A 22,779-nucleotide genomic window follows, 5' to 3' on the forward strand; every position below is an offset into this window, starting at 1 on the left:
TATGATTTAGCAAGGGCTCGATTAAACCAGATGATTCCTTACTAAGGATGTTGCTCGAAAAGTGCAAGCTGTATGCCTTCCTTTGGAAAATCAGCTTCTTCCACAAAATTTGATATCGAAACACCCAACAACCTCACTTTGTTCACCAGCTCAACCTTGCTCAACAAATTATGGGCGGTGGCGTAAATTTTGTCTTCCGAATCAAAACTATTTTCTAGGGTGATACTTCGTGTCAACTGAACAAAATCGGCATATTTAATTTTTAAGTTTAAGGTTCGCCCAGATATTTCCTTTTTCCCAATACGTGTCCACAACTGTTTGCAGAGCCGTTGCAAAATGGTATTTAATTCTTCAAAAACTTCTACATCCTCACCAAAAGTATCCTCAATCCCGACCGATTTGCTGCTACGATTGGGAACAACAGGACGGTCGTCTATCCCGCGTACGATACGGTAAAAAAAATGCCCCGTCTTTCCAAACCAACGTACGAGATCCTCTTCACGCTGTTTTTTTAAATCAAGCCCAGTAAACAGTCCCAGTTCATGCATTTTTTTTGCTGTCACCTTACCTACGCCAAAAAACTTGTCCACGGGCAATGACTCCATAAACTTGACAATTTTAGAAGGACCTATAAATGTTAAGCCGTTGGGTTTGTCCATATCCGAAGCAATCTTTGCAACAAATTTATTCACGGAAACGCCGGCCGAGACGGTCAGATTCAGTTCTTCTTTGATTGCTTCTTTAATGGCTTTGGCGATATCAATAGCCGAACCAATGCCCTGCTTGTCTACAGTTACATCCAAAAAAGCTTCATCGAGGGAAAGCGGTTCAATTAAGTCCGTATAACGGAGAAAGATCTCCCGGATTTGATATGAAACCTGACGATACACGTCAAAACGAGGATAGGTAAAGATAATATGGGGGCACAACTGAAGAGCCTTTCGGGAGCTCATCGCAGATTTGACGCCAAATTTTCGTGCTTCGTAACTGGCCGTCGCAACTACTCCTCTCCCATCCGGAGAACCACCTACTGCAATCGCTTTCCCCCGATATTCGGGAAAATCACGCTGATCTACAGATGCATAAAAGGCATCCATATCCAAATGAATAATCTTGCGATGTACCTGTTCGGGATCCATGATCCAAATTTACAAAAATTAGCATTACAGACTAAGAAAACCGAAAAATAACTAATAGAATTAGCAACTATAGCAAAGCCCGCAAACGGTAGGCTCGGGAGTCTCTTACTCCAATCACGCTCGGCAACTTTCTAGGCTACATCTAAACCATTCGTTATTATGCCGTTAATTTTTTATCTTTAGGTGAAACTATAGGTTAGGCGAAAAAGCATCCAGTCCTGATAGTCTCATAAACCACAGTAAAAAGACTTAAAAATAGCACATTATGGAAAATATGCCTGAACAAAAACCGAAAAAATCCGGATTTAAGAAGTTCTTACTTCTGCTGATCCTTTTTCTACTTGTGGGGGGTGGATCCTACGTTTACTGGAAGTATTACTATGTATTCGGTGAAGGCGTAAAATCTGGTTATCTTAATTATGCTGTAAAAAAGGGCAATATTTTCAAGACATACGAAGGTAAACTCATCCAGGAGGGGTTTGGAAGTATCAAAACGGGTGGTATCGCCAGCAACCAATTTGAATTTTCTATTGAAGATGATTCTATATTCCGTCAATTGGAGCTCAATAGTGGAAAGTACTTCGATCTGCGCTACAAAGAATATCATGGCGTTCTTCCCTGGCGTGGAAACACGGTTTATATTGTTGACAAAGTTGTCAATATGAAATAGAAATTTACGTTCCCGATTGAAAACTTTTCGACACAGCCTGCTTATGCAGAAAGCACATCACGCACGATCAATTTTTCGTTAAAAAAACTTTTTAAAATGGTCCCGTCACCGTGTAGTGTCCAAACTTCCTGGGGATTTACCATCTTAATGTAGTGAAGAATGTCATTCCAGTCCACATGATCTGAAATATACAATTCGATATCATTCTGTGCCTGTAAACGTTTCCAGCCTGAAGCAAATGCACGTAATACTTTGGTCGCCCTAAAATAACTATTAAAAGTCATCGGCGGTACCAAATAAACTTTATTCTGTTCGCCCTGTTTCATTTCTTTTCTGTTGTAGGGCTCATAGTCTAATTTCTTCAGCCCGTGCTGGTCGTAAAGGCGATGGTAGGGCAATATTCCACTATGCACAAGCACTTTTCGCTCCGGACAATATCTGTTGATCAAATCAGTAATCCGCTGCGCCTTGCCCAACACATAAGTACCTAATAAAATATTACTGGCATGTCCGTCGAGTTTTTTTATCTCCTCCGCAGGATCTGGGTGTGTAATATCCGGATTTGCAAATGTGCTTTCTGTAATAAGGACATCGGCTTGCCGCACTTCGATCGGCTCGCAAGTCTCATCAGCTTGCAATTTGTAATCGCCCGTGTATAGGTAGCGCACTCCCCGGTATTCCATCAGAATTTGTGCCGAACCCAATATGTGACCTGCTGGTAAAAATGTGATTTCGACCGCACCCATTTTAAACGGACTATTGAACAATTTAACCTGATATGAATCTTTGCGGTTTTGTTTATAGCGATAAGTCATAAACAGTGAAGTTGCCTGCGTTGTATACACATAATCGTGTCCCGAACTGGCATGATCGCCATGGGCATGAGATACGACATTGTGCATGACGGGATTGCTCGCATCAATAAAAAAATCACCATAACGGCAATAATAACCTTCTGGTTTTCTGACTAAGAAGTCAGCTAATATGATCGACATAGTTTTATTTTAGAAATTTTTGATGTAAAGTCCACACTTGCGGCAATAGCGGAGTGGTTCCATCATTAATGATGACGAAGTCTGCCAGTTTTAATTTTTCTTCATCAGTTAGTTGCTTATTTATTCGCTCCATGACCTGTTCTTCAGTGATGCCATCACGCTCCATAACACGTTTAACACGTATGTGTAAAGGCGCAGTAACCAGGATGGTATAATCAAGATCCTTGTAAGAGCCACTTTCAAAAAGCAAAGCAGCCTCCTTGAGTGAATAACGGGATTTTTGTTGTTCGGCCCAGTCTTTGGCCGCCTGGATAACGATGGGGTGTACAATGCCATTTACAAGTTCGAGCTTCGCCTTGTCGCTGAATATCTGTTCGGCCAAAAAAGCCCGATCTAATTTCCCATCCTTATAGGTCTCTTTACCGAACTCCGCAATCAAGCGTTCTTTGATCCGTAAATCGGTATTCATCAATTCCTTCGCCTCATCATCTGCATTATAAACAGGTACAGCCATGGCTTTAAAAAGCTGACAGATAAATGTTTTACCGGATCCAATTCCGCCTGTTATTCCAATCTTCATGAAAATAGTGTTATTTACGTACAAAAAAGTCCACGTTTTGAGGTACAACGCTGATTACCTTACAAAAGTCAGGTACTTTGGTCAGCAAAACAGGCAAATATTGCACCCCGTTTTTCTCCCAGTCAGCCAGATCTACCACAGCTTCAAAATCTCGCGATGTATAGTTATTATAATCCTTAACGGACATCAGTACGGTGACGACCACTTTGCTTGGATTAAGCCTAACAGAACTATAGCGCTGGCCATTTTCAACCTTCACGGGTAATTCAATCACTTTCTCGGTTAACTCCCCTACAGGCATCAGAACCTCGACCGAAGTCGGATAAACATTGATATTCGCTTTTTGGTTACGTGCCAGGTTTGCCACGGTTCGAACATCGGTCTCCACTTCCTTCCCGCGAACGGTATCGGTCTCCCAATACTCAATCGCCGAAACATCCTCATAGGGCCCTGTAATCGTCACATAAGCCGGGGTAATCTTGGTATCAGCAATAAAACCATACCCACGCTTAAAGCCAATATTGGATAAAGGTTTGACGGGCACTTTGCGCTGCGTCTGTTTGGAAAAATCGAAAAACAAGGTATCTGGGCTGACCGAGACTACCCGTTGTTCATGTGGAAACTGCCGGTTGATAAAGCCCAATTGATTGGAAAAAACAATCCAATCTTTGGTTTTTAAAGAGCTTAGGTCAACCTGCACCTTTGGGGTTTCCAAAGCAGCTTTGGAAAATAGGAATTGCCATCCCGTCATCTCCAATTTCACCTTTACCGTATCGGATTGCTGTGGGTGAAATGCGCGTTTCTCGGGAAGATTGACATATTCAATTGCTGCCTTAACGGACACAGTATATTGATTGGAAATCGAAAACAATAACCAAGCTAACAACGAAATTCCAACACAACGCACGAAGACATTAATCTTACGCCGTTGGGTCTTATTTATTCGAACTGCATTCGCCATGACACAAACTTAATCAATTTGCGCAAAAATTAGCGTTCTTATCTGCATTTCATCACAAAGACGCCAATATTTCCATTGCATTTTTCTCTTTTGTGGCAAGGGTTTTGAAAATTGCTGATGCCTGTTGGACAGCATCGAAACTGGCCGTCTCAGCAATTTGACTAAACAATTCCGACAGGGATGTCCACAATAATGCAATCTGTACAAACTCATGATGAACCACCGCGAGTTGTTCTATTCCGAGGAGATCGTAACTTTCCTTGATAAAGTCGCGATACAGATTTCGAAACAAAGCACCCCCAGTGCCCGCTTTTTCCATTAGACTTGCAGCCATCTTAAACTCGCTTTCAATAGCTTGACTTGTCTTGAACCAATTCAACACTTCTTCACTGGTCTTCAAAATTCCTTTATATGAAATATTGTTGATAGGTGGTGCAAGATATTGCTTTGCATTATTGACCATTGCGGCAATCAGCACTTCTTTCAGGTCAACGTTCTCCATATTACCTGCTATGGTATAATACAAATTTTTGGACGACATAGGCCTTTTCTCTGCCCGCGCTATAGCTAAACTCGCAAGCGACGTCTTCACACTACCGCCTTGCTGCCTCGTATCCACCAAATAGGCGTGCTCATCGTCATAGCCATATATAGCGACATAATGTCCCGCAAAATGAAATGGCTTAGTAAAATATTCCAGGTAATAGGCATCGAGTTTTAATCCCACAGGTTGCCCCTCATCCAAGAGCTGTCGTACAGCCTGCCAGGCTTTTACTTTTGAAGAGGTTTCATGAACATTGAGTTCGAGACCGAGATTTTTGCAGATATGCTGCGTCAGGAGATCCGTTTTTATTCGTCCGCCCAAAAATGGAAAGTCCATGGTTTTCATTTTCCAATAGATAAAACTAAGTCCCTCCCCTAATCCAAAAAGCATCGGTTCAGAAAGTTCAATGCCAATATGCTTCAATAAAGTACCTGTTGCGGTGGTTTCACAATGTAGCCCGTCAAACGGTTTAAGATTTTCCATAGCATTCTTTTTTACAAAATTAGAAGCTCGATTGACAGCTTGGTGTCAGCAGGAAAAGAGCGTCTAATAAATACTTCTTGCGACACACTTTTTTGTTACAGAGTGTAGTCCCTTCCCTATTGTCTCATTTAATTTTTTAGCTGCAACAAAAGAATATCAGTTGGTAACCAACTTATCCCTTTTTCCAGTGATTGTTCAGTGATCGTTCAGTGATTGTTCAGTGATTGTTCAGTGCAGACTGAATAAACAATGACTGATTACTGTCTAAACATAGACTAAAAATTGTGTTTAGGGATTACCTGGTATTAGCATGTTTCCTTTTTAATGCTTATCTTAATTATCTATAAGCTAATCAATACATTATGGCAATCATCAAAAATGGCGTTAATGGGACTGTTTCCGGGAAAGCAGGCTCTGTTGTATTTGTGTCGACTAAAACAGGAAATTATGTACGCTCTCTCCCTCGCGTTAAAAAACGAGAGCCCACACCTGAACAGCTGCTGAGTAGAACACGCTTCAAAACTATGAGGTCGCATATAAGCATGTTAAACCCGATCATCAATATAGGCTACAAGGCATACAGTTATCCGAAACGGGCCTATGATGTCGCAATGTCTTATAATTTAAACCATGCGCTTATTCAGGAAGAGAACGGTTTTGTGGTGGACTGGCAAAAATTTATGATTGCCAAAGGAAGTCCCAATCCCATCACTTCCTACACGATGGATTTCGATCAAGAAAACCAGGTGTTTCTGGTTACCTGGGAATACGACCCCTATCTAGAGAAGAAATTTGACATGGGAACTTATGATTCGTTCTTATTCCTGTATAATGCAACGTATAATGGGGCTGAATATCCATTTTTGACGAATGAGGCGAAAAATAGCTTAATAACGGGCAGACAAAACATTGATATACCGAAACATAAAAAGCAAGTGACCTATGAAGTGTATATCTTTTTTGTAGAGAGCTATGGCGGAGGTAATACAGACAGTATGCACTTAGGTAAGATAAAGATTTGACCGGTACATAAAAAAAGCCAGTTTTCCACGAAAACTGGCTTTCATTTCTTTCCCAAAAAAGCTTAAGAAGCGCTCTTCTCCGTGTTGTTAGCAGCTTTAGAAGCATCTAAAGCAATGGCTGATTTGTCAAAACGGATTTTTACACCTGAACCTACATCAACTAAGAAAGTCGTGTCTGATACTTCTACAATGCGTCCGTGAATACCAGCTGTAGTTACCACCTTTGAATTTACACCAAGTTCTTCAATATATTTCTTGTGATCTTTTTGCTTCTTCATCTGCGGTCTGATCATGAAGAAATAAAATACCACGATAATCAAAACCATTGGTAAAAAACTCATCATGTTGCCACCCGCTGCTTGTAATAATACTGTGTTCATCTTCTATTATATCGTTTAATAATGTGTTATTTTGCTAATACTTCGCCCTTTAGCTGCACTGTTGTTAAGCCATTGGAAGCATTCGATTGAATCGTAATGATCTTCTGCTGTTTACCAACTTGTCCCTCACTATTGAAAGTTACATGGATCTCAGATTTTCCACCTGGCAAAATAGGGCTTTTCGAAAACTCAGGTTGTGTACAACCACATGAAGCAGTCACTTTCGAGATAATAACAGGTGCATCACCCGAATTTTTCAGCACAAAGGTATGCTTTACCTGTGCACCTTCCTTTACCTGACCGAAGTCAAATGCAGACTCTTCAAATTCTACTTTTCCTAATTGTGCTGCCGCCTTAGAAAGGCTATCCGCAGCTGCTGTTTCAGTCGCTGTCTTGCTTCCTTCATCTTTTCCTTTTTGTGCATTTCCACAAGAAAATAAAAGTACTGCCGACAAAGCTAAAACCGAATATTTGCCAAAGTTTTTCATTCGTATAAATTATTTATGCGTTTGGTTTTAATCTCTTAAACCACGACCTGCCTTCTGGATTCTTCCTTGTTGATTCAGATCGTTTAATATTTTATCCAAGATACCATTGATAAATGTATTACTTTTCAATGTACTGAATACCTTAGAAATTTCAATATACTCATTTATTGTCACTTTCACAGGAATAGATGGAAAATTAACCAACTCACATATGGCCATACGCATCAATAAAGTATCCATTAGCGCAATACGGTCTGACTCCCAATTCTTCGTTTTCTCCGAGATAAGCTTTTGATATTCATTTGTATTGCGAATAGTTTTACCTAGCAATGCAATGACGTAGTCGCTATCATCATTCCAGTTTTGCGTAATCTCTGCCAGTTTATTTTTACGTGGATCTTCTGAACTAAAATTCTTAAAAGTCTTCGCAATCAACGCTTGCAATACTTCTTTATCGACAGGCCAGTTGATGAATTTCTCCTCAAAAACCTGCTCAATAACCGGCGATTTCAAGATGATCTTTTTAAAGATATGCTTGATGATATCCTTTTCCGTACCGATCGAACGATCCTCTTGTTGCAAGTACTCCAAATAAGCCTCGGAATCCTTTAATTGCAAAAATACCGTACGAACGATCTCCGGATCGAAACTCCAAGAAATTTTATACTTTTTGACACCTTCTCCATATTGTGGATTTTGTCTCAATGACTCAATAAAAGTGTTAGTACTTAACTTGGTCGTTAAAGACAAGTCTTTTTCAGTTGGTAAAAACTTATTAGCTCTACCCTCTGCATCTATTAAGACATAATCAGATACTTCATCTAATAGATTCAGTGTCCACATATACATCTCATAGACTTCATCCACATTTTTTAATAGTGCTTTTTCAAATGTTTTGATGTCTTTATCTTCTGAAAGACTGTACGCATAAAGCGTTTGCACTACTTTTACCCTCAGGTGTCTCCTGTTTAACATAGTAATTTAAAGAACGATTTTTTTATAAAATAATAAGTAAGAACGATTTTGGGATGAAGACTACCGCTTGATTTTTTTAATATCTTGGATACGCTTCTCCGCAATGCGATTAGCCGCTTCAAAAGTAGAAATATTCTCTTCTTTTGATTTTTTCAAGACGTCTCTAGTCGCATTATAAATATTTTTGATCACAAATTCAGTGTGATCTACGCCGTAATTTTGAATTTCTGAATAGCAGCCGATTAATGCACCGGCGTTGATCAAATAGTCAGGCGCGTATAATATACCTCTTTCATGCAGAATAGAACTTGTAACAAGTTCATCTTTCAATTGATTATTGGCAGAACCAGCAATAATTTTGCATTGCATTTTCTGTGCGGATTCCGGATTTACCGTACCACCTAACGCACAAGGAGAATATACATCAAATTCGTGATCGAATACTTCATTGTAAGGTATTGGCTCAGCTTTGTACTTAGCCGCCACTTTCAGCATTTTTTCTTCCGTAATATCGCTGACATATACACGTGCATTCTCTTCACGTAACATCGCGATCAAACGTTCGCCAACACCACCTACTCCATGTACAATAACTTTTTTACCAGCAACATTTTCCGATCCGTATAATTCCTTTAAACAGGCTTTTATACCAAAATAAACACCTTGTGCAGCAAAAATGGAAGGATCACCGACACCGCTACCATGAATAGCCTTTGGTAGACCAGCAACGTGGTCAGTCTCGGTATAAATATGTTCTAAATCACGTTGTGTCGTACCTACGTCTAGTGAAGCAATGAAATTACCATTCAATCCTTCAATAAACTGGCCCAAACGGCGCAATAAAACCTCAGATTTGTCCAAACGGCTATTACCAATAATAACAGCACTTCCCCCGCCTAAATTCAATCCAGTGATGGCAGATTTATACGTAATGGCCTTGGATAAACGTAAAGCATCCTCAATAGCTTCTTCTGTACTTTCGTATGGTAACATACGAACTCCTCCTATCGCAGGCCCCAAGGTTGTATCATGGATCGCAACGATAGCTTTCAAGCCCACTAATTCATCATTACAGAAAAATAAGTTTTGATGGCCAGACTGGCTCATCAATTCAAAAATAGAATTTTGAGATGTTGACATAAAATGTACTACTCTAATTTGTTTTAATTTTTTAAGGTACTTGATGCAAAAGTAGGAAAATTATTCGTTGTGCATAACAACTTTTTTTATCCAAGACTTAACATTTGATTTCCGAATGACAGTAAATTCGCTTAAATCGTAAAGCATTTTGATGAATTAGTCCTACTTTTGTATTCGTAATATGAAGGATCTCGCCTACTTAAATAAGTACTTTTATAAATACCGCTGGAAACTGATTCCAGGGGTTATTTTCGTTATCATATCCAACTATTTTGGGGTATTGCCTGCAAAGGTAATTCGCGAAGCATTTGATTTGGTACAAGAAAACATCTATCTATACCGTCTATTTGATGGTTTCGACAGACAGGAACTCATCTATCAGGTATTTGGCACCAGCCTCCTATTTTTTGGTTTCGTCGTGCTCCTACTTTCGCTGCTGCGGGGCATATTTTTATTCTTTATGCGTCAGACGATCATTTTAACCTCGCGTTATATTGAATACGACCTCAAAAATGAGATCTATAATCATTACCAGGATTTAAACTTTGGTTTCTTTCGGAAAAACAACACCGGAGATCTCATGAGCCGCGCGACTGAAGACGTCAATCAGGTGCGTAACTACCTAGGACCTGCCATCATGTATGCGATCAATACCGTAGTTTTATCGATCATGGTCATCTATGCGATGTATAGCGTCAACGGAAGATTGGCCACTTATGCATTGGCGCCAATCCCGGTCCTATCGGTTATTATTTTATTTGTTAATAAAATCATTAACAAGCGTAGCTTAAAAATACAGAAACAACTGGCGAAACTTTCTTCCTTTGTCCAGGAGACTTTTGCTGGCATCCGAGTCATCAAAACCTACACCAGAGAACAAAATAAAATGCAGGAATTTGAGAAGGAAAGTACCATTTATCGGAACACGGCTCTTGATCTCGTCAAAGTACAGGCTGTTTTCTTCCCGCTTATTCTATTGCTTATTGGACTCAGTACAGTCATTACCATTTATATTGGTGGAATCGAAGTTGCCAAAGGAACAGTGACTGCCGGAAATATCGCCGAGTTTATCATCTATGTCAACCAGTTGACTTTCCCTGCCATGTCTTTGGCTTGGGTCACGTCATTGGTGCAACGTGCTGCCGCGTCACAAAAACGGATTAACGAATTCCTTCAAACCGAATCTCCTATCGTTAACGGCACAGCTGCCAAGGAACTGGAGGGCGAAATCAAGGTTAATGGGATCTCGTTTACTTATCCGGAAACCGGCATTCAGGCGATAAAAAATATATCGTTCCAAATCCCGATCGGCAAAACACTTGCTATTATCGGAAAAACAGGATCCGGAAAATCTACGCTGGCCAACTTACTACTTCGGATGTATGATATCGACAAAGGAAGTATTCATTATGATGGTCTTGAAATTAAAAACCTTGATTTCAAAAGCTTACGCCAACAGGTCGGATTCGTCCCACAAGATGTTTTCCTATTTTCGGATACCATTGCCAATAATATAGGCTTTGGTTTAGACCACTTTACACAGGAACAAGTGGAACAGGCTGCCAAAGATGCCGCTGTATACGACAATATTATCGCTTTTGAAGATGGATTTGAAACCGCTGTTGGAGAACGTGGTATTACCCTCTCCGGGGGGCAAAAGCAACGGGTATCCATCGCACGCGCTTTAATTAAGGAACCCAAAGTATTGATTTTTGATGACTGTCTTTCAGCCGTGGATACAAAAACGGAAGAAACCATTCTCCGTTCACTAAGCCGCATCATGAAAGGCAAGACCTGTATTTTTATTGCCCATCGCATCTCGACGATCAAGAATGCAGATCATATATTGGTGATGGATCAAGGAGAAATTGTAGAACAGGGTACACATGCTGAATTGATGGATAAAAGAGGTGAATATTTTGAACTCCATGAAAAGCAATTACTGGAAAGTGTGGAAGGATAAATAAAATATCCCTGAATTCAGCTAAAGGATCCAAGGGATATCTCTCCTAAATTTGTCTTAAATATTTAAGTCAAACATTTTACATTAAAGGATCATGGAGAGAACCCCTATTCAAAAGGCTACGTCAAACGACGGAAAAACAATTGCTATTATTTCTTACTTAACCATCATCGGCCTTGTTGCAGCCATCATTATGAACAACAAGGAAAAGACTGCTTTAGCGCAGTTCCATATCCGACAAAGTATAGGTATCTCCTTGACAGGAATGGCCTTGGGGCTGTTACGTTTTGTTCCAGGTATTGGCGGAATTGCCCTTAGTATTGTTGGATTGCTCCTACTCATTGCTCTTATATTGGGATTAATGTCTGCATTTGCCGGAGAGCGAAAGCCACTCCCTTTCATCGGTGAAAAATACCAGGAATGGTTTAATATGATATAATAGGCCTATAAATAACATGGAGCACCTCCCCATCAAAGATGCTCCATGTTTTAATTTTTTCTGAAATCCCTGTTTTTAATTGACCAAAGGCATCTTTAACGAGCTTTCACATCCGGCAGCGCTTTCTCCTCTTTAAAAAATACGGCAAATAACACAAGACAAAAACCAGAAATACCTGCAGGAATAAACCAAAGATATTCCCAAAATTGAGCAGCATAAGCTGTTTTTAGATAATCTGAAACTGCACCGGCAACCCAAAATCCGATTAACATCCCTACACCATACATCGCAATGGTAATAAGCCCCTGTGCAGAAGCTTTGTATTTTTCGCCGGCAATTCTATCGGTATAAATCTGGCCGACTACAAACATAAAATCATAGCAGATGCCATGTAATAATATTCCGAGTAGCAATAAGAATGAACGTTCCTGTCCGTCGCCGTATGCAAAAAACAAATAACGGAGTGCCCAGGCTGCAATCCCCAATAAAATCATCTTTTTATACCCCAGGCGTCTAAAGAAAAATGGAATCAACAACAGGCAGATGGCTTCGGAAAATTGCCCCAATGCCATTTTTGCTGTGGGATTCGGTATTCCGGCGTTGACAAAAAATGGATTGGCATTTTGATAATAGAACGAAATAGGTATACAGATGACAATTGCTGTCACAAAAAAAATCAGAAAGCTCCGCTGTTTTAAAAGCTTCAGCGCATCCAAACCGATCGCCTTGCCAAAATCAAATTTTTCATCCCTGAGTTTCACCTGCGGCGGAGTTTTTGGGAGGGCTAGACTAAAGAATGCCAGTAACAACGAGCAGACCGCCCCCATAATAAAGGTGTTGTGCAGAGCACCTGCCTGTATCGATTCGGGCGCATCCCAACGGAACAAATAACTGATGACAAGTCCCGAACAGATCCAACCGATCGTTCCCCAAACACGTATCCCCGGAAAATACTTCTTCGCATCTTCTATATGCCGGAATGCTATTCCATTGGACAAGGATAACGAAGACATGTAAGCCATAAAGTAAACAAACACATAGGGATAAAAATGTGTTGCATCAGGTGCTTGAGACATCCCGTAAAGTAGTCCAGCTCCAATGAGATGCAAAGCTGAAAGCACCCGCTCGGCATTAAAGTATCTGTCGGCGACAAAACCCACAAAAAAAGGAGCAAATACAGCACCAAGGGATTGTGTCGCAAAAATATTCGCTACCTCCATTCCTGAGGCATTGAGCGATTTAATCAAGTATGTTCCCAAAGTGACAAACCAGGCCCCTTTGATAAAATACTCTAAAAACATCATCAGGGACAATTGCACGCGTAATACTGGTTTCATCTATTCAGTTGTGTTGGAGGTGTTTGTTTTGATTCGGGCAATGCATTTCGCATAAAATTAAGCCAGTTCTTGCTAGCAATCTTTTCAAGATCGGTCTTATCATACCCTCTTTTTGACAGGATACCAAATACTTTTTGGATATCAGCAATAGTTTCCAGATCATAAGGACACTGCTCTCGGCCAAATGCTCCATCTAAATCGCTCCCCACGCCAACATGATCAACATTTCCTGCCAATTGACAAATATGATCAATATTGTTGGCCATGATTTCCATGGAGCAATTGCTTGTTTTAGGGTCGGATACACCGCGGACCCAATTCGGTACCATCATCCAAGCATCGAGCGCTACACCGATCACTGCTTTTTTCGAAACAAGAGTCTTGATCATTTCGTCACTGAACTGCCTATTATGGTCGACAAACTTGCGACAATTATTATGGCTTGCCCAAATGGCACCGTTATAACGTCCAACAGCGTCCCAAAACGCATCATCATTGAGGTGTGTTGCGTCTAATATCATCCCCAATCGCTCCATTTCCCGCAACAATAGGACGCCCTGTTCATTAAGCTTGCCCGATGAGTCGGTTCCGTTGGCATATCGCCCCGGTCCGTAATGCGCTGGTCCGACAGCTCTCAAACCATAATTATAAGCTGTTTCAAGATAACTGATATCCACAATTGAATCGGCTCCTTCCAGACTCAGCAGATATCCGATTGGCTTATCTACATGATCGCTGCCATTCGACCAAAGTGCTATATGTTGATCCAGATCAGCCTTTGTACAAATCATTTTCATTTGCCCATCGGCTTCCATTGCCTTATACCACGCAAGCTGCCCTTGCGTCTGCGCCCAAGCCTGTTCTGGGGAGTACCAGCCTGGTAAAGAGCTTTCGGGTTTTACGAATCGAGCGATTTGTGTGGCAACAACCAAACCAATATGACCACGACGCAATTCGTCAAAAGTGACTGTTGCCTTAGCCCGATCGGGCTTGTCATCCATCCCCTTTTCCCTGCGGTTGAGTTCCGTAATTGGCAATCGAAGATCCCGATTCCATTCCATGGCATTCATACTCAAATCCAAATGTGCATCGACCAAAAATGGCATTTCAAATTCGTACATATCAACAATTTATCTTTTTATTTCGTGCATAAACAGTCCACGTTTGATCTGCATGCCGTTCATGGACTACTTGAAGTTCGCCATAACAGGCTACGGTAGGACAGATATGGCGTGGTACAGCATACAGCGCATCCCCTAAGTGGAACTGCGCACTATCTGTCACCTCAACAACCAGATGTTCTTCACTCTGCATTTTTATTTCACCTATACGTGGATCGAAAAACTTGACGCGAGGCTGCGGCGATTCGCATGCAACGGATTTATACCCTAGGTCCAAGCACAGGTGTTTGTGATCAACAATAGAAACGACACGCGTTAGAAGTACCGCGGCAAGCATAAAATCTTGTTCTGCATAATTTTCGGCATAGCCAAAATCCCAAAACACAAAGGTTCCTGGGCTGCATTCTACATCGCTGCGTTCGGCATGAAAAGGGAAACTCGGTGAACCGCCAATCACTTTAGTCAATGGTTTAGAGGTGGATGTCTGCGCCATCAGGTAGGCCGTTTCAAGTATACCGTATGCCTGTTGGCATTGTTTTTCGCGAAGCTGATAATCCTTATCATGAATATGACCATCGTAGCCATGCATACCGACCAACTGAATACCATTCAGGAGATTGATATCCATAACGAGACGCTCAATCCCGTCTAAAGCTATCCCTGTACGTCCCATTCCAATATTAACATCCAAATAAACAGCGCTTCGCAAACCTTTCGACAGACTCCGCGCTGAAATCTCCTCTGCTGCATCGACATGATCCACAAGACAGGCAAAATGTGTTTGGGGAAAGGCGCTCACCAGATTCAAGAAACGATCTATCTTTGGCCCTACGGGCTGGTACGCCAGCAAAACATCTTTTGCACCGATAACACCCAATAGTTCTGCTTCTGCAATGGTTGCACACTTAAACTTTGTAATCCCCCTATCCATCATCAGCTGGCATACTTCACGACACTTGTTCGTTTTGATATGCGGCCGCAATCGGTCCGCCCGCCCATGCACAATGTGTAAAGCGCGGTCTATGTTCTTGACAATGCGATCAGGGTAGACCAGCAAGGCCGGCGAATCGACTTGATCGACATTTTGTATGTGACACCAAGTTTCCATACTATTCGGTTTAATATAACTCAAATAATGCTTCGATTTCCACTGGAATATTATCGGGCAAAGAACCGAATCCTACTGCGCTACGTGTTCCAATACCATTCTCTTCTCCCCAAACTGCAGCAAATAGTTCACTACAACCGTTAATCACACCGGGGTGATAAAGAAAATCCGAGGTACAATTGACCATACCCAATACTTTGATTACACGTTTGATTTTGTTCAAGGAACCCAAGTTGGTTTTAATGGTCGACAGCATGGTCAAACCGACCTGACGCGCGGCAAGTTTACCTTCTTCGGGGCTGATATCACTTCCAATTCGACCTATAATCAATGTGGCATCATCTTGTACAGGACCATGACCGGAAAGATACAGGTACTTACCATCAATGACGTATGGTTTATAAACACCTTTTGGTGCCGGTGCTGGAGGTAATGTCAAACCTAATTTTTCGAATTGTTCGTCTGCGTTGTACATCTTTAACGATTTTAAAGTTTAAAATAATAGCTAATATAAAATTAATTGCAATAGTAAAACAGCAAGGAGTCCAACAATGGAAACAATCGCCTCCATGATCGACCAGGAAAATAACGTATCCTTTACGCTAAGGCCAAAGTATTCTTTAAAAAGCCAAAATCCGGCATCATTGACATGGGAGAACATCAGACTTCCGGCCCCTATCGCCAATACCATGAGATTGGGATCCGCTTCTCCCCCTGTAACAATAGGGAGCAGCACGCCAGCGGCTGTCAACGCGGCGACTGTGGCCGAGCCGACACAACCTCTGATAACAGCTGTAATTAACCAGGCCAACAGTAAAGGTGAAATGGAGAGCTGCTGTAAGGTGTTGGCCAAAAGGAGACTGACTCCACTGTCTTCCATCACTTGTTTAAAGATTCCCGAACCAGCAATAATCAACAGTATCATGGCAATATCTTTCACAGCAGACTCATAAATTGTCATCACATTGGCCATCGATCGGCCCAATTTCAATCCTAAGAAATAGGTTGCTGCACTGAGCGCGATAACCATAACAACGGTGGGGTTGCCGACAAACTTCACGCCCTGCTGCAGCGCTATATTACTTGTATGGTAGCAATAAGGAAGCAGTGTAAATAGGACAATGAGTAATACCGGTAGCAGGGCTACAGCCAAACTTACCCCAACTGTCGGGCGCAGATACTGCGCTGATTCCGAGCGATCTTGCTCCCGAAAAATTGATTCTTGACTCGCCCGTATGTTTTTCAGGCATCTTCCAAAAATAGGGCCACCTAAAATAATAGCAGGTATAGCAATCAAAAGACCATAAATAAGTGTCAATCCCATATCGGCATGAAACAGGGCAACGAGAGCAACGGGAGAAGGATGCGGCGGAATAAAGCCATGTGTCACAGACAAAGCTGCCAGCATCGGTAATCCAATATATACTGCCGGCAACTTATACCGGTAGGAAATCGAAAATATCAAGGGGACTAATAAGACAAATCCGATTCCATAAAATAGTGGTATACCAACGATAAAACCCGTCAACATAAGCCCCCACTGAAGGTATCGCTCTCCCATTAAGCGGACCATTTGTTCAGCAATAATCTCAGCGGCCCCACTTTCAGCTACAATTTTCCCCAACATTGCGCCCAAAACAATGATCAACGTTAGGCTCCCCATAACGCCGGCAACACCTTTTTCAACGGTGCCTACCAACTGTGCCGGTGGAATTCCCAAACAAAGTCCACTTAGCAAGGAAACAACCAAAAATGCGAGAAAGGCATTGATCTTAAAATAAGTTATGCAAAGGATAAGCAAACAAATGCTGATTACAATGAGGATTATGGTCATTATATCATATCACGATTAGGTTTTCCCTCAATTTGAGAGCTTGTATAAAATTTGGTCTATTAAATCATTTTTTCATCCTGAAAGTAAGGATATTTTTCATTTTTTGCAAGAAAAATGAAAAAATGATACAAACAAAAACGGGTATAGCTCAAGCCATACCCGTTTTTGTTTACTCGCCGATGACTTTGATTTCATGGCCTGTCGTTCAGAAATAATGCAACCGTCTGCTGTTGCGACTTATTTTTTGGGGATCTCTTTGAGAATATCAAGCACAAAACTCCAAAATTTCTGCACCGAAGAAATGGAGACACGCTCTGCAGGCGAATGTGCACCTAAGATTGTTGGTCCAAAAGAAATCATATCCATTGCCGGATAGTTTGTCCCCAAGATACCGCATTCCAATCCGGCATGGCACGCCACGACTTCCGGAACTTCGCCATGTTGTCTCGTATAAATGGATTTGAGGACTTCTAAAATTTCAGAATTCGGATTAGGAGCCCATCCGGGATAATTGCCCGAAAAATCTACCTTAAAACCGCCCAGTTCAAATGCTGCCTGTAACGATTGGGCTAAATCAAATTTAGAAGTTTCAACAGAAGATCTGGTTAGACATTTGATGGAAACCTTTTCCCCGCCTACTTCTACTTTGGCAATATTATTGGAGGTTTCTACCAAGTCTTCAAAATCGGCACTCACACGATATACACCATTTAAGGCCGCATAAACGCTGTTGATCAAGTTTTCCTGCACGTTTACGGGAACGACTGTAGCATAAGCAGCATCAGTTTGCTTCACCACAATTTCCATAGCTGGTTCTGTCGTTGCATATTCCAATTTAATATCCTGAGCCAATTGTGTTAGCTGCTGAACAAAGTCAGTTGCTTTATCCTTAACCACCACCACTTTGGCAACGCTTTCTCTCGGGATGGCGTTGCGGAGGCTTCCACCCAATAACGACGCAATACGCAATCCAAAATGTTCATAGCCTCTATAGAGCAGGCGATTCATTACCTTATTGGCATTGGCAAAACCTTTATGAATATCCATTCCAGAGTGCCCGCCATGTAGTCCTTTTACGGTAATTTCAAAAGATAACGTATCAAAAGGACAAGGTTCTGCGCTATAGGACTGCGTTGCCGTCACATCAATCCCGCCGGCACAGCCAATATCAATTTCAGTATCATTCTCTGTATCCAAATTGAGCAAGATTTCGCCCGAAAGTACACCGCCTTTTAAACCTAAAGCTCCTGTCATACCTGTTTCTTCATCAATGGTAAACAAAGCTTCAATAGCAGGGTGTACAATACTGGATGATTCCAGAATCGACATGATTGTCGCAACACCAAGACCATTATCTGCCCCTAAAGTGGTACCTTCTGCTTTTACCCAATCGCCATCAACGTACATCTTAATACCTTCATTATCGAAGTCAAAAACAGTATCGTTATTTTTTTGGTGCACCATATCTAAATGCGACTGCAAAACAATCGTTTTGCGATTCTCCATTCCCGGAGTAGCGGATTTTTTAATGAGCACGTTACCAATCTCATCAACGCTTGTTTCTAAACCCAAGGATTTACCAAAGTCTACCATAAAGGCAATCACGCGCTCTTCTTTTTTTGAAGCTCTGGGGACCGCATTCAATGCAACGAAATTTTTCCAAATTGCTTTTGGTTCTAAACTATTTTCAATCATATCTTAAATTTTTCCTTGGTCAAAGTTACTCGATTTTTATCAGATATCCGTTGATTATTGCCGGGGAATAAAACAAAAGACAATCGCTGATCGTTCTAATAAATGTGTAAACATGAACATAAAATTATGCATAAACCAGTACAAGTTGAACGAAAGGATATTTACTTTAAACCGGATAAGAAAAGAGTTCTCGCACGTTTTTTTTTCCTTGGCGATGACCGTACAATAAAAATTATCAGGCGCATTTTATCCCTTAATGAGTCGGAACGGAAAGAAGTCTTTGGACAGGTTTTACGAAGCTATACGAAAAGACATCGTAGCATTGCCCATATCTTTGAACGAAATTTTGACCGGGTAAGCCACCTTTTGGAGAAGATTCCATTTTCAAAGGAGAAGCTAAGTCATATCGACAAGTTGCTGATCGGCTCTTACTTTACCATGGAATATTCCATTGAATCGGCAGCGTTATTTAATCCCTCCATTATCGAACATCCGGATCAGACCGAATTATTCAAAGGTGAAAAACGGGTTATTTTAAGCTTCAGGGCCACCGGAGAAGGTCATGTCTCTTCGATCGTTTTTCGCTCGGGCACCTTGGATGTCGACAATAATATCCATATCGACTATATCGGTAATCTATTGGATAAACCCATGCAAGTTAAAAACCACCGGTATCACAAGGAGTCCTTCTTAAAGAAGATGAATGAGCTACATGCGGAACCAACGGAAGTTAAGTCCAAACTCGAGGAAAAGCTAACGGAGACATTTACGTATGAGGAACTTAAGCGGTACATCGATGAAGTGCGGCGGGAGAGTGAAGAAAATCTTGAAAATGTGACATTTTTACAACAGGCGCTCTGGCTCGCTTCCTCGCATTATGAAATGACTTTTTCATTGGACACTTCCATTTCGGAACGCGTGATATTTCCGCTCGCCGACACAGAAAAAAGAGGGATAGAAGACGCCCGTTTTGTCCAGTTCAAAACTGAGAAGAATGAGAGCATCTATTATGCTACCTACACAGCCTACGACGGATTTAGTATCCTTCCTAAACTGCTCACCACAAAAGATTTTTATCATTTTAAGGTGAAACCCATCTATGGTGAAATTGCCAATAAAGGTGCGGCACTATTTCCAAGAAAAATAAATGGGCGCTACGCCATGCTCTGTCGAATTGACGGTGAAAACAATTATATTGCTTACTCCAACAATATCAACATATGGCAGGAAACGGCAATCCGCATTCAAGAACCTGAATATCCCTACGAATTTGTCCAGATCGGCAATTGTGGCTCACCGATTGAAACTCAATATGGCTGGCTAATCCTGACCCATGCCGTGGGCCCGATGCGCGAGTATGTTTTGGGGGCCTCCCTTCTGGACCTGGACAACCCCCATGTTGAAATTGGACGACTACATAGCCCATTGATGACCCCAAACGATGAAGAACGGGAAGGCTATGTACCAAACGTCATTTATTCCTGCGGTGCCCTGGTCCACAATGAACACCTCATTTTACCGTATGCAATGTCTGATTATGAGTCGACTTATGCCACCATCAAGCTTGAAGACTTATTGCTGGCTATCTTGAATCCTGATCGCTATCATTAAAGGCACGAGAAACCACAATATAGGCCAAATAGAAACAGAGGGTGCTTTCAGCCCCTTGGTTTCTATTGATGCCATAAGCCTCCAGTCCATCACAGCAACCTTTGGTTTCCTCATCGTAGAGTCCGAGTCTAAGATCATTCTCGCCCAAGAACCAGCGGAATGAGGCTATCATTCGGGTAAAATAAACCTTTTTATTCGTCAGTCGAAAAGCTTCGCGATACATAAATACCATGGCTGTAACATCGAGCGGCTGCTGACCAAACTTGCTGACATGCTTGCCCTGCTTGGCCCATTCCTGGTTTCCAACCAACGAAAGCGCACCATTTTGGATCGTAATGCTTTCGAGAAACTTTAATGTCGTTAGCCCCAATTGTTTTATTGTCTCATCATTTAAAAAAGGATATGCTGTCAAAAACGCATAAGGTAATATTGCATTATCATACGCCAATACGGATTCAAACCATTGCCAGTGTTCATCTGAACTCGCTTCGTATTCCCGCACAAGTTTGCCGATAAGCGTCCGCATCAGCTCTATCATGACCTCGTCATTGGATTGATGATGCAAATATTCGGCAATTCCCAGCACAGTATACGCTATCGCCCGGTTGGAGCGCAACTGACCGAAATTCGGCACAGCTCTAAAAAATAACTCGTGTCCCAATTGATAATAACTGGTTAATTTAGTTTTACGAAGAAGCACCCCCAGGGCCCATATCGTTCGTCCAAAGGAATCCTCCGAACCGACTTCATCCAAGAAATTATGCTGGAAATCCATAAAATTATGAAAAAGACCGTCTTCGCGCTGATGATAATAAATATAACTCAGGTAGGTGGAAATACGGCGGTCTAACTTCTTATCAGCAAAATTATCCTGGGCTAATAAAGCAAGTAAAAGTGCCCTCGCATTATCGTCAAGACAGTAGCCTTCTTTATAATTGGGCAAAGAATAAGTTGCGTGCTGTAAGATACCCACCTGATTGGTCAACCTATCGATATGCTTCCAGCTGAATTTAGGCATCTCATCTTTACTAAATCCTGCGTTTTCTTTAAGGCCGTCGTAGGTAGGTATGATTTTATTTAAAATCCGTGTATACCGGAGGCCAATATTTTTCCAGGTGAGCTCCTTTCCAAATGCACTGGCATTGTCCCGCAAGGTGGTACGATAATCCAAATTTGAAAACAAGTTTTTAAGCGCTTCAGCCATCTTGGCTGAATTTTTAAATTCGACCAATACCCCCCTTCCATCAGCCAGCAGTTCCTTTGCGTGCCAGTAAGGCGTAGAGACCACTGCAGCTCCGGCACCAATGGCGTAAGATAACGTTCCACTCGTAATCTGCGCCTCATTAACATAAGGGGTGACATAAACGTCACAGGCACAAAGATACTCTACCAGATCGGCCTGGCTCACAAAGGAATTAACAAATTGGACGTGCTCCTGCAACTGATAAGCTTCCACGAGACTGCCTAGATACTCCCGATACTCCTCTCCCGAATGCGCCAACACATTAGGGTGTGTTTTGCCAACGACCAGGTACAACAGATCTGGTTCATCTTTAACGACTTCAGGCAAGGATTCAATCACCATTTCGATGCCCTTGTTGCGTCCCAGGAAACCAAATGTCAATAACACTTTCTTGCCAGAAAGACCTTTTTTAAGCTTTGCAAGCTCATGTTCCAAGGTAAACTCGGGCACACCATGGTGTATCAGTCTAACTTTCGTGGTATTGACCCTATAAATGGATTTGAGTAAAGTAACCGCATAATTACTCATGACGATTACAATCGAAGCCCTTTTTACAATTTCAATGAGAATAGCCTTTTCATCAACATTCGGCTTCTCAAGAATGGTATGAAAATTAACTAACAATGGAATATGCAATGCGTTAACCAACGATAAGATATATATTCCACTATTACCACCGAAGATGCCATATTCATGCTCCAATATCACACAGTCATAGCCATGTTCATTAATATAGTTGGCTGCTTCAATATAGGACAATTGATCATACTGGTCTATTTTAAAGACAACTTCACTGGGATAATCATAGTCCCGGTCAGCGACAGCAAAAACGTGCTGTGTTAATTCCTGATTATGCAACGCAACAGCATGCAACAAATCCGATGTAAAAGTGGCGATGCCACATTCTTTGGGCAAGTAAGTACTTATATAAGCGATCTTCATTGAAATAATAATTTTGAATACAGCTACGACGAAGGCAGTAGCATACGTGTGTCCATTATCTAAATGCTTTTCGAAGGAAAATTGTTTGTCACAACTGCAATGAATTAAA

At 41.5% G+C, this 22,779-nt stretch carries 21 protein-coding genes; 5 read left to right on the forward strand and 16 right to left on the reverse strand.

Going from position 1 to position 22,779, the window contains the following annotated elements:
- Nucleotides 1-41 precede the first annotated feature (41 nt).
- Complete coding sequence (dinB, locus tag B4Z47_RS00615; protein ID WP_115045726.1) at nt 42-1,139, reverse strand: DNA polymerase IV; 1,098 nt, start codon at nt 1,137-1,139, stop codon at nt 42-44.
- A 265-nt stretch (nt 1,140-1,404) separates the two neighbouring features.
- Between dinB and B4Z47_RS00620 the strand changes: the two genes are divergently transcribed.
- Complete coding sequence (locus B4Z47_RS00620; RefSeq protein WP_197084053.1) at nt 1,405-1,809, forward strand: hypothetical protein; 405 nt, start codon at nt 1,405-1,407, stop codon at nt 1,807-1,809.
- 41 nt (nt 1,810-1,850) lie between these two features.
- Here the strand turns inward: B4Z47_RS00620 and B4Z47_RS00625 are convergent, their stop codons facing one another.
- From B4Z47_RS00625 to B4Z47_RS00640, 4 genes are read right to left on the reverse strand one after another with little or no spacing between them, the layout of a single operon-like run.
- On the reverse strand, nt 1,851-2,804 hold the full coding sequence (locus B4Z47_RS00625; RefSeq protein ID WP_112376161.1) for an MBL fold metallo-hydrolase: 954 nt from the start codon (nt 2,802-2,804) through the stop codon (nt 1,851-1,853).
- A 4-nt stretch (nt 2,805-2,808) separates the two neighbouring features.
- Nucleotides 2,809-3,384, reverse strand: a complete 576-nt coding sequence (gene coaE, locus B4Z47_RS00630; RefSeq protein ID WP_172462500.1) for a dephospho-CoA kinase — start codon at nt 3,382-3,384, stop codon at nt 2,809-2,811.
- 10 nt (nt 3,385-3,394) lie between these two features.
- Nucleotides 3,395-4,345, reverse strand: coding sequence for a hypothetical protein (locus B4Z47_RS00635; protein ID WP_046674519.1), 951 nt, complete (start codon nt 4,343-4,345; stop codon nt 3,395-3,397).
- 52 nt (nt 4,346-4,397) lie between these two features.
- Entirely contained in the window at nt 4,398-5,372 is a 975-nt protein-coding gene (locus B4Z47_RS00640) for a BtrH N-terminal domain-containing protein (RefSeq protein WP_070565538.1), read from the reverse strand.
- Nucleotides 5,373-5,734: 362 nt separating this feature from the next.
- Between B4Z47_RS00640 and B4Z47_RS00645 the strand changes: the two genes are divergently transcribed.
- Nucleotides 5,735-6,394, forward strand: a complete 660-nt coding sequence (locus B4Z47_RS00645; RefSeq protein WP_070565540.1) for a DUF6266 family protein — start codon at nt 5,735-5,737, stop codon at nt 6,392-6,394.
- 62 nt (nt 6,395-6,456) lie between these two features.
- Here the strand turns inward: B4Z47_RS00645 and yajC are convergent, their stop codons facing one another.
- From yajC to B4Z47_RS00665, 4 genes are read right to left on the reverse strand one after another with little or no spacing between them, the layout of a single operon-like run.
- Entirely contained in the window at nt 6,457-6,774 is a 318-nt protein-coding gene (gene yajC, locus B4Z47_RS00650) for a preprotein translocase subunit YajC (RefSeq protein ID WP_070565542.1), read from the reverse strand.
- 26 nt (nt 6,775-6,800) lie between these two features.
- Nucleotides 6,801-7,262 (reverse strand): DUF1573 domain-containing protein, encoded by a 462-nt coding sequence (locus tag B4Z47_RS00655; protein WP_070565544.1) that lies wholly within the window; start codon nt 7,260-7,262, stop codon nt 6,801-6,803.
- A 27-nt stretch (nt 7,263-7,289) separates the two neighbouring features.
- The gene (nusB, locus tag B4Z47_RS00660) at nt 7,290-8,237 is read right to left on the reverse strand and encodes a transcription antitermination factor NusB (protein WP_070565546.1); all 948 of its coding nucleotides are present in this window, start codon (nt 8,235-8,237) and stop codon (nt 7,290-7,292) included.
- A 60-nt stretch (nt 8,238-8,297) separates the two neighbouring features.
- The gene (locus B4Z47_RS00665) at nt 8,298-9,377 is read right to left on the reverse strand and encodes a Glu/Leu/Phe/Val family dehydrogenase (protein ID WP_046674513.1); all 1,080 of its coding nucleotides are present in this window, start codon (nt 9,375-9,377) and stop codon (nt 8,298-8,300) included.
- A 181-nt stretch (nt 9,378-9,558) separates the two neighbouring features.
- On the opposite strand from B4Z47_RS00665, the gene B4Z47_RS00670 reads away from it, so the two are divergent.
- Nucleotides 9,559-11,340 carry an ABC transporter ATP-binding protein gene (locus B4Z47_RS00670; RefSeq protein ID WP_112376159.1) on the forward strand — a complete coding sequence of 594 codons (1,782 nt, stop codon included), beginning with the start codon at nt 9,559-9,561 and terminating at the stop codon, nt 11,338-11,340.
- 94 nt (nt 11,341-11,434) lie between these two features.
- Nucleotides 11,435-11,779: a hypothetical protein gene (locus tag B4Z47_RS00675; protein ID WP_070565551.1), complete on the forward strand. Its 345-nt coding sequence runs from the start codon at nt 11,435-11,437 to the stop codon at nt 11,777-11,779.
- Between the two features lie 95 nt (nt 11,780-11,874).
- Here the strand turns inward: B4Z47_RS00675 and B4Z47_RS00680 are convergent, their stop codons facing one another.
- From B4Z47_RS00680 to B4Z47_RS00705, 6 genes are all read right to left on the reverse strand, one after another.
- On the reverse strand, nt 11,875-13,116 hold the full coding sequence (locus B4Z47_RS00680; RefSeq protein ID WP_112376158.1) for an MFS transporter: 1,242 nt from the start codon (nt 13,114-13,116) through the stop codon (nt 11,875-11,877).
- A complete protein-coding gene (locus B4Z47_RS00685; protein ID WP_236560226.1) occupies nt 13,113-14,237 on the reverse strand; it encodes a dipeptidase in 1,125 nt (374 codons plus the stop codon). Before B4Z47_RS00685 ends, B4Z47_RS00680 begins: the two co-directional genes overlap by 4 nt.
- 1 nt (nt 14,238) lies before the next feature.
- Nucleotides 14,239-15,345 (reverse strand): D-TA family PLP-dependent enzyme, encoded by a 1,107-nt coding sequence (locus tag B4Z47_RS00690; RefSeq protein ID WP_070565555.1) that lies wholly within the window; start codon nt 15,343-15,345, stop codon nt 14,239-14,241.
- A 10-nt stretch (nt 15,346-15,355) separates the two neighbouring features.
- Nucleotides 15,356-15,820 (reverse strand): RidA family protein, encoded by a 465-nt coding sequence (locus B4Z47_RS00695; protein ID WP_046674510.1) that lies wholly within the window; start codon nt 15,818-15,820, stop codon nt 15,356-15,358.
- Nucleotides 15,821-15,850: 30 nt separating this feature from the next.
- On the reverse strand, nt 15,851-17,179 hold the full coding sequence (locus tag B4Z47_RS00700; RefSeq protein ID WP_070565556.1) for a gluconate:H+ symporter: 1,329 nt from the start codon (nt 17,177-17,179) through the stop codon (nt 15,851-15,853).
- 237 nt (nt 17,180-17,416) lie between these two features.
- Entirely contained in the window at nt 17,417-18,874 is a 1,458-nt protein-coding gene (locus tag B4Z47_RS00705; protein ID WP_112376156.1) for an aminoacyl-histidine dipeptidase, read from the reverse strand.
- A 126-nt stretch (nt 18,875-19,000) separates the two neighbouring features.
- On the opposite strand from B4Z47_RS00705, the gene B4Z47_RS00710 reads away from it, so the two are divergent.
- Entirely contained in the window at nt 19,001-20,485 is a 1,485-nt protein-coding gene (locus B4Z47_RS00710) for a glycoside hydrolase family 130 protein (RefSeq protein WP_070565560.1), read from the forward strand.
- Here the strand turns inward: B4Z47_RS00710 and B4Z47_RS00715 are convergent.
- A complete protein-coding gene (locus tag B4Z47_RS00715) occupies nt 20,457-22,670 on the reverse strand; it encodes a glycosyltransferase family 4 protein (protein WP_112376574.1) in 2,214 nt (737 codons plus the stop codon). The two genes, B4Z47_RS00710 and B4Z47_RS00715, sit on opposite strands and share 29 nt — an antisense overlap.
- Nucleotides 22,671-22,779: the final 109 nt, after the last annotated feature.

The organism is Sphingobacterium sp. UBA2610 (assembly GCF_002339225.1).
Lineage (GTDB): Bacteria > Bacteroidota > Bacteroidia > Sphingobacteriales > Sphingobacteriaceae > Sphingobacterium > Sphingobacterium multivorum.

Coding starts and splice junctions, on each gene's coding strand:
- dinB (WP_115045726.1), bottom strand. CDS start 1,139: ATGGATCCCGAACAGGTACATCGCAAGATTATTCATTTGGATATGGAT.
- B4Z47_RS00620 (WP_197084053.1), top strand. CDS start 1,405: ATGGAAAATATGCCTGAACAAAAACCGAAAAAATCCGGATTTAAGAAG.
- B4Z47_RS00625 (WP_112376161.1), bottom strand. CDS start 2,804: ATGTCGATCATATTAGCTGACTTCTTAGTCAGAAAACCAGAAGGTTAT.
- coaE (WP_172462500.1), bottom strand. CDS start 3,384: ATGAAGATTGGAATAACAGGCGGAATTGGATCCGGTAAAACATTTATC.
- B4Z47_RS00635 (WP_046674519.1), bottom strand. CDS start 4,345: ATGGCGAATGCAGTTCGAATAAATAAGACCCAACGGCGTAAGATTAAT.
- B4Z47_RS00640 (WP_070565538.1), bottom strand. CDS start 5,372: ATGGAAAATCTTAAACCGTTTGACGGGCTACATTGTGAAACCACCGCA.
- B4Z47_RS00645 (WP_070565540.1), top strand. CDS start 5,735: ATGGCAATCATCAAAAATGGCGTTAATGGGACTGTTTCCGGGAAAGCA.
- yajC (WP_070565542.1), bottom strand. CDS start 6,774: ATGAACACAGTATTATTACAAGCAGCGGGTGGCAACATGATGAGTTTT.
- B4Z47_RS00655 (WP_070565544.1), bottom strand. CDS start 7,262: ATGAAAAACTTTGGCAAATATTCGGTTTTAGCTTTGTCGGCAGTACTT.
- nusB (WP_070565546.1), bottom strand. CDS start 8,237: ATGTTAAACAGGAGACACCTGAGGGTAAAAGTAGTGCAAACGCTTTAT.
- B4Z47_RS00665 (WP_046674513.1), bottom strand. CDS start 9,377: ATGTCAACATCTCAAAATTCTATTTTTGAATTGATGAGCCAGTCTGGC.
- B4Z47_RS00670 (WP_112376159.1), top strand. CDS start 9,559: ATGAAGGATCTCGCCTACTTAAATAAGTACTTTTATAAATACCGCTGG.
- B4Z47_RS00675 (WP_070565551.1), top strand. CDS start 11,435: ATGGAGAGAACCCCTATTCAAAAGGCTACGTCAAACGACGGAAAAACA.
- B4Z47_RS00680 (WP_112376158.1), bottom strand. CDS start 13,116: ATGAAACCAGTATTACGCGTGCAATTGTCCCTGATGATGTTTTTAGAG.
- B4Z47_RS00685 (WP_236560226.1), bottom strand. CDS start 14,237: ATGTACGAATTTGAAATGCCATTTTTGGTCGATGCACATTTGGATTTG.
- B4Z47_RS00690 (WP_070565555.1), bottom strand. CDS start 15,345: ATGGAAACTTGGTGTCACATACAAAATGTCGATCAAGTCGATTCGCCG.
- B4Z47_RS00695 (WP_046674510.1), bottom strand. CDS start 15,820: ATGTACAACGCAGACGAACAATTCGAAAAATTAGGTTTGACATTACCT.
- B4Z47_RS00700 (WP_070565556.1), bottom strand. CDS start 17,179: ATGACCATAATCCTCATTGTAATCAGCATTTGTTTGCTTATCCTTTGC.
- B4Z47_RS00705 (WP_112376156.1), bottom strand. CDS start 18,874: ATGATTGAAAATAGTTTAGAACCAAAAGCAATTTGGAAAAATTTCGTT.
- B4Z47_RS00710 (WP_070565560.1), top strand. CDS start 19,001: ATGCATAAACCAGTACAAGTTGAACGAAAGGATATTTACTTTAAACCG.
- B4Z47_RS00715 (WP_112376574.1), bottom strand. CDS start 22,670: ATGAAGATCGCTTATATAAGTACTTACTTGCCCAAAGAATGTGGCATC.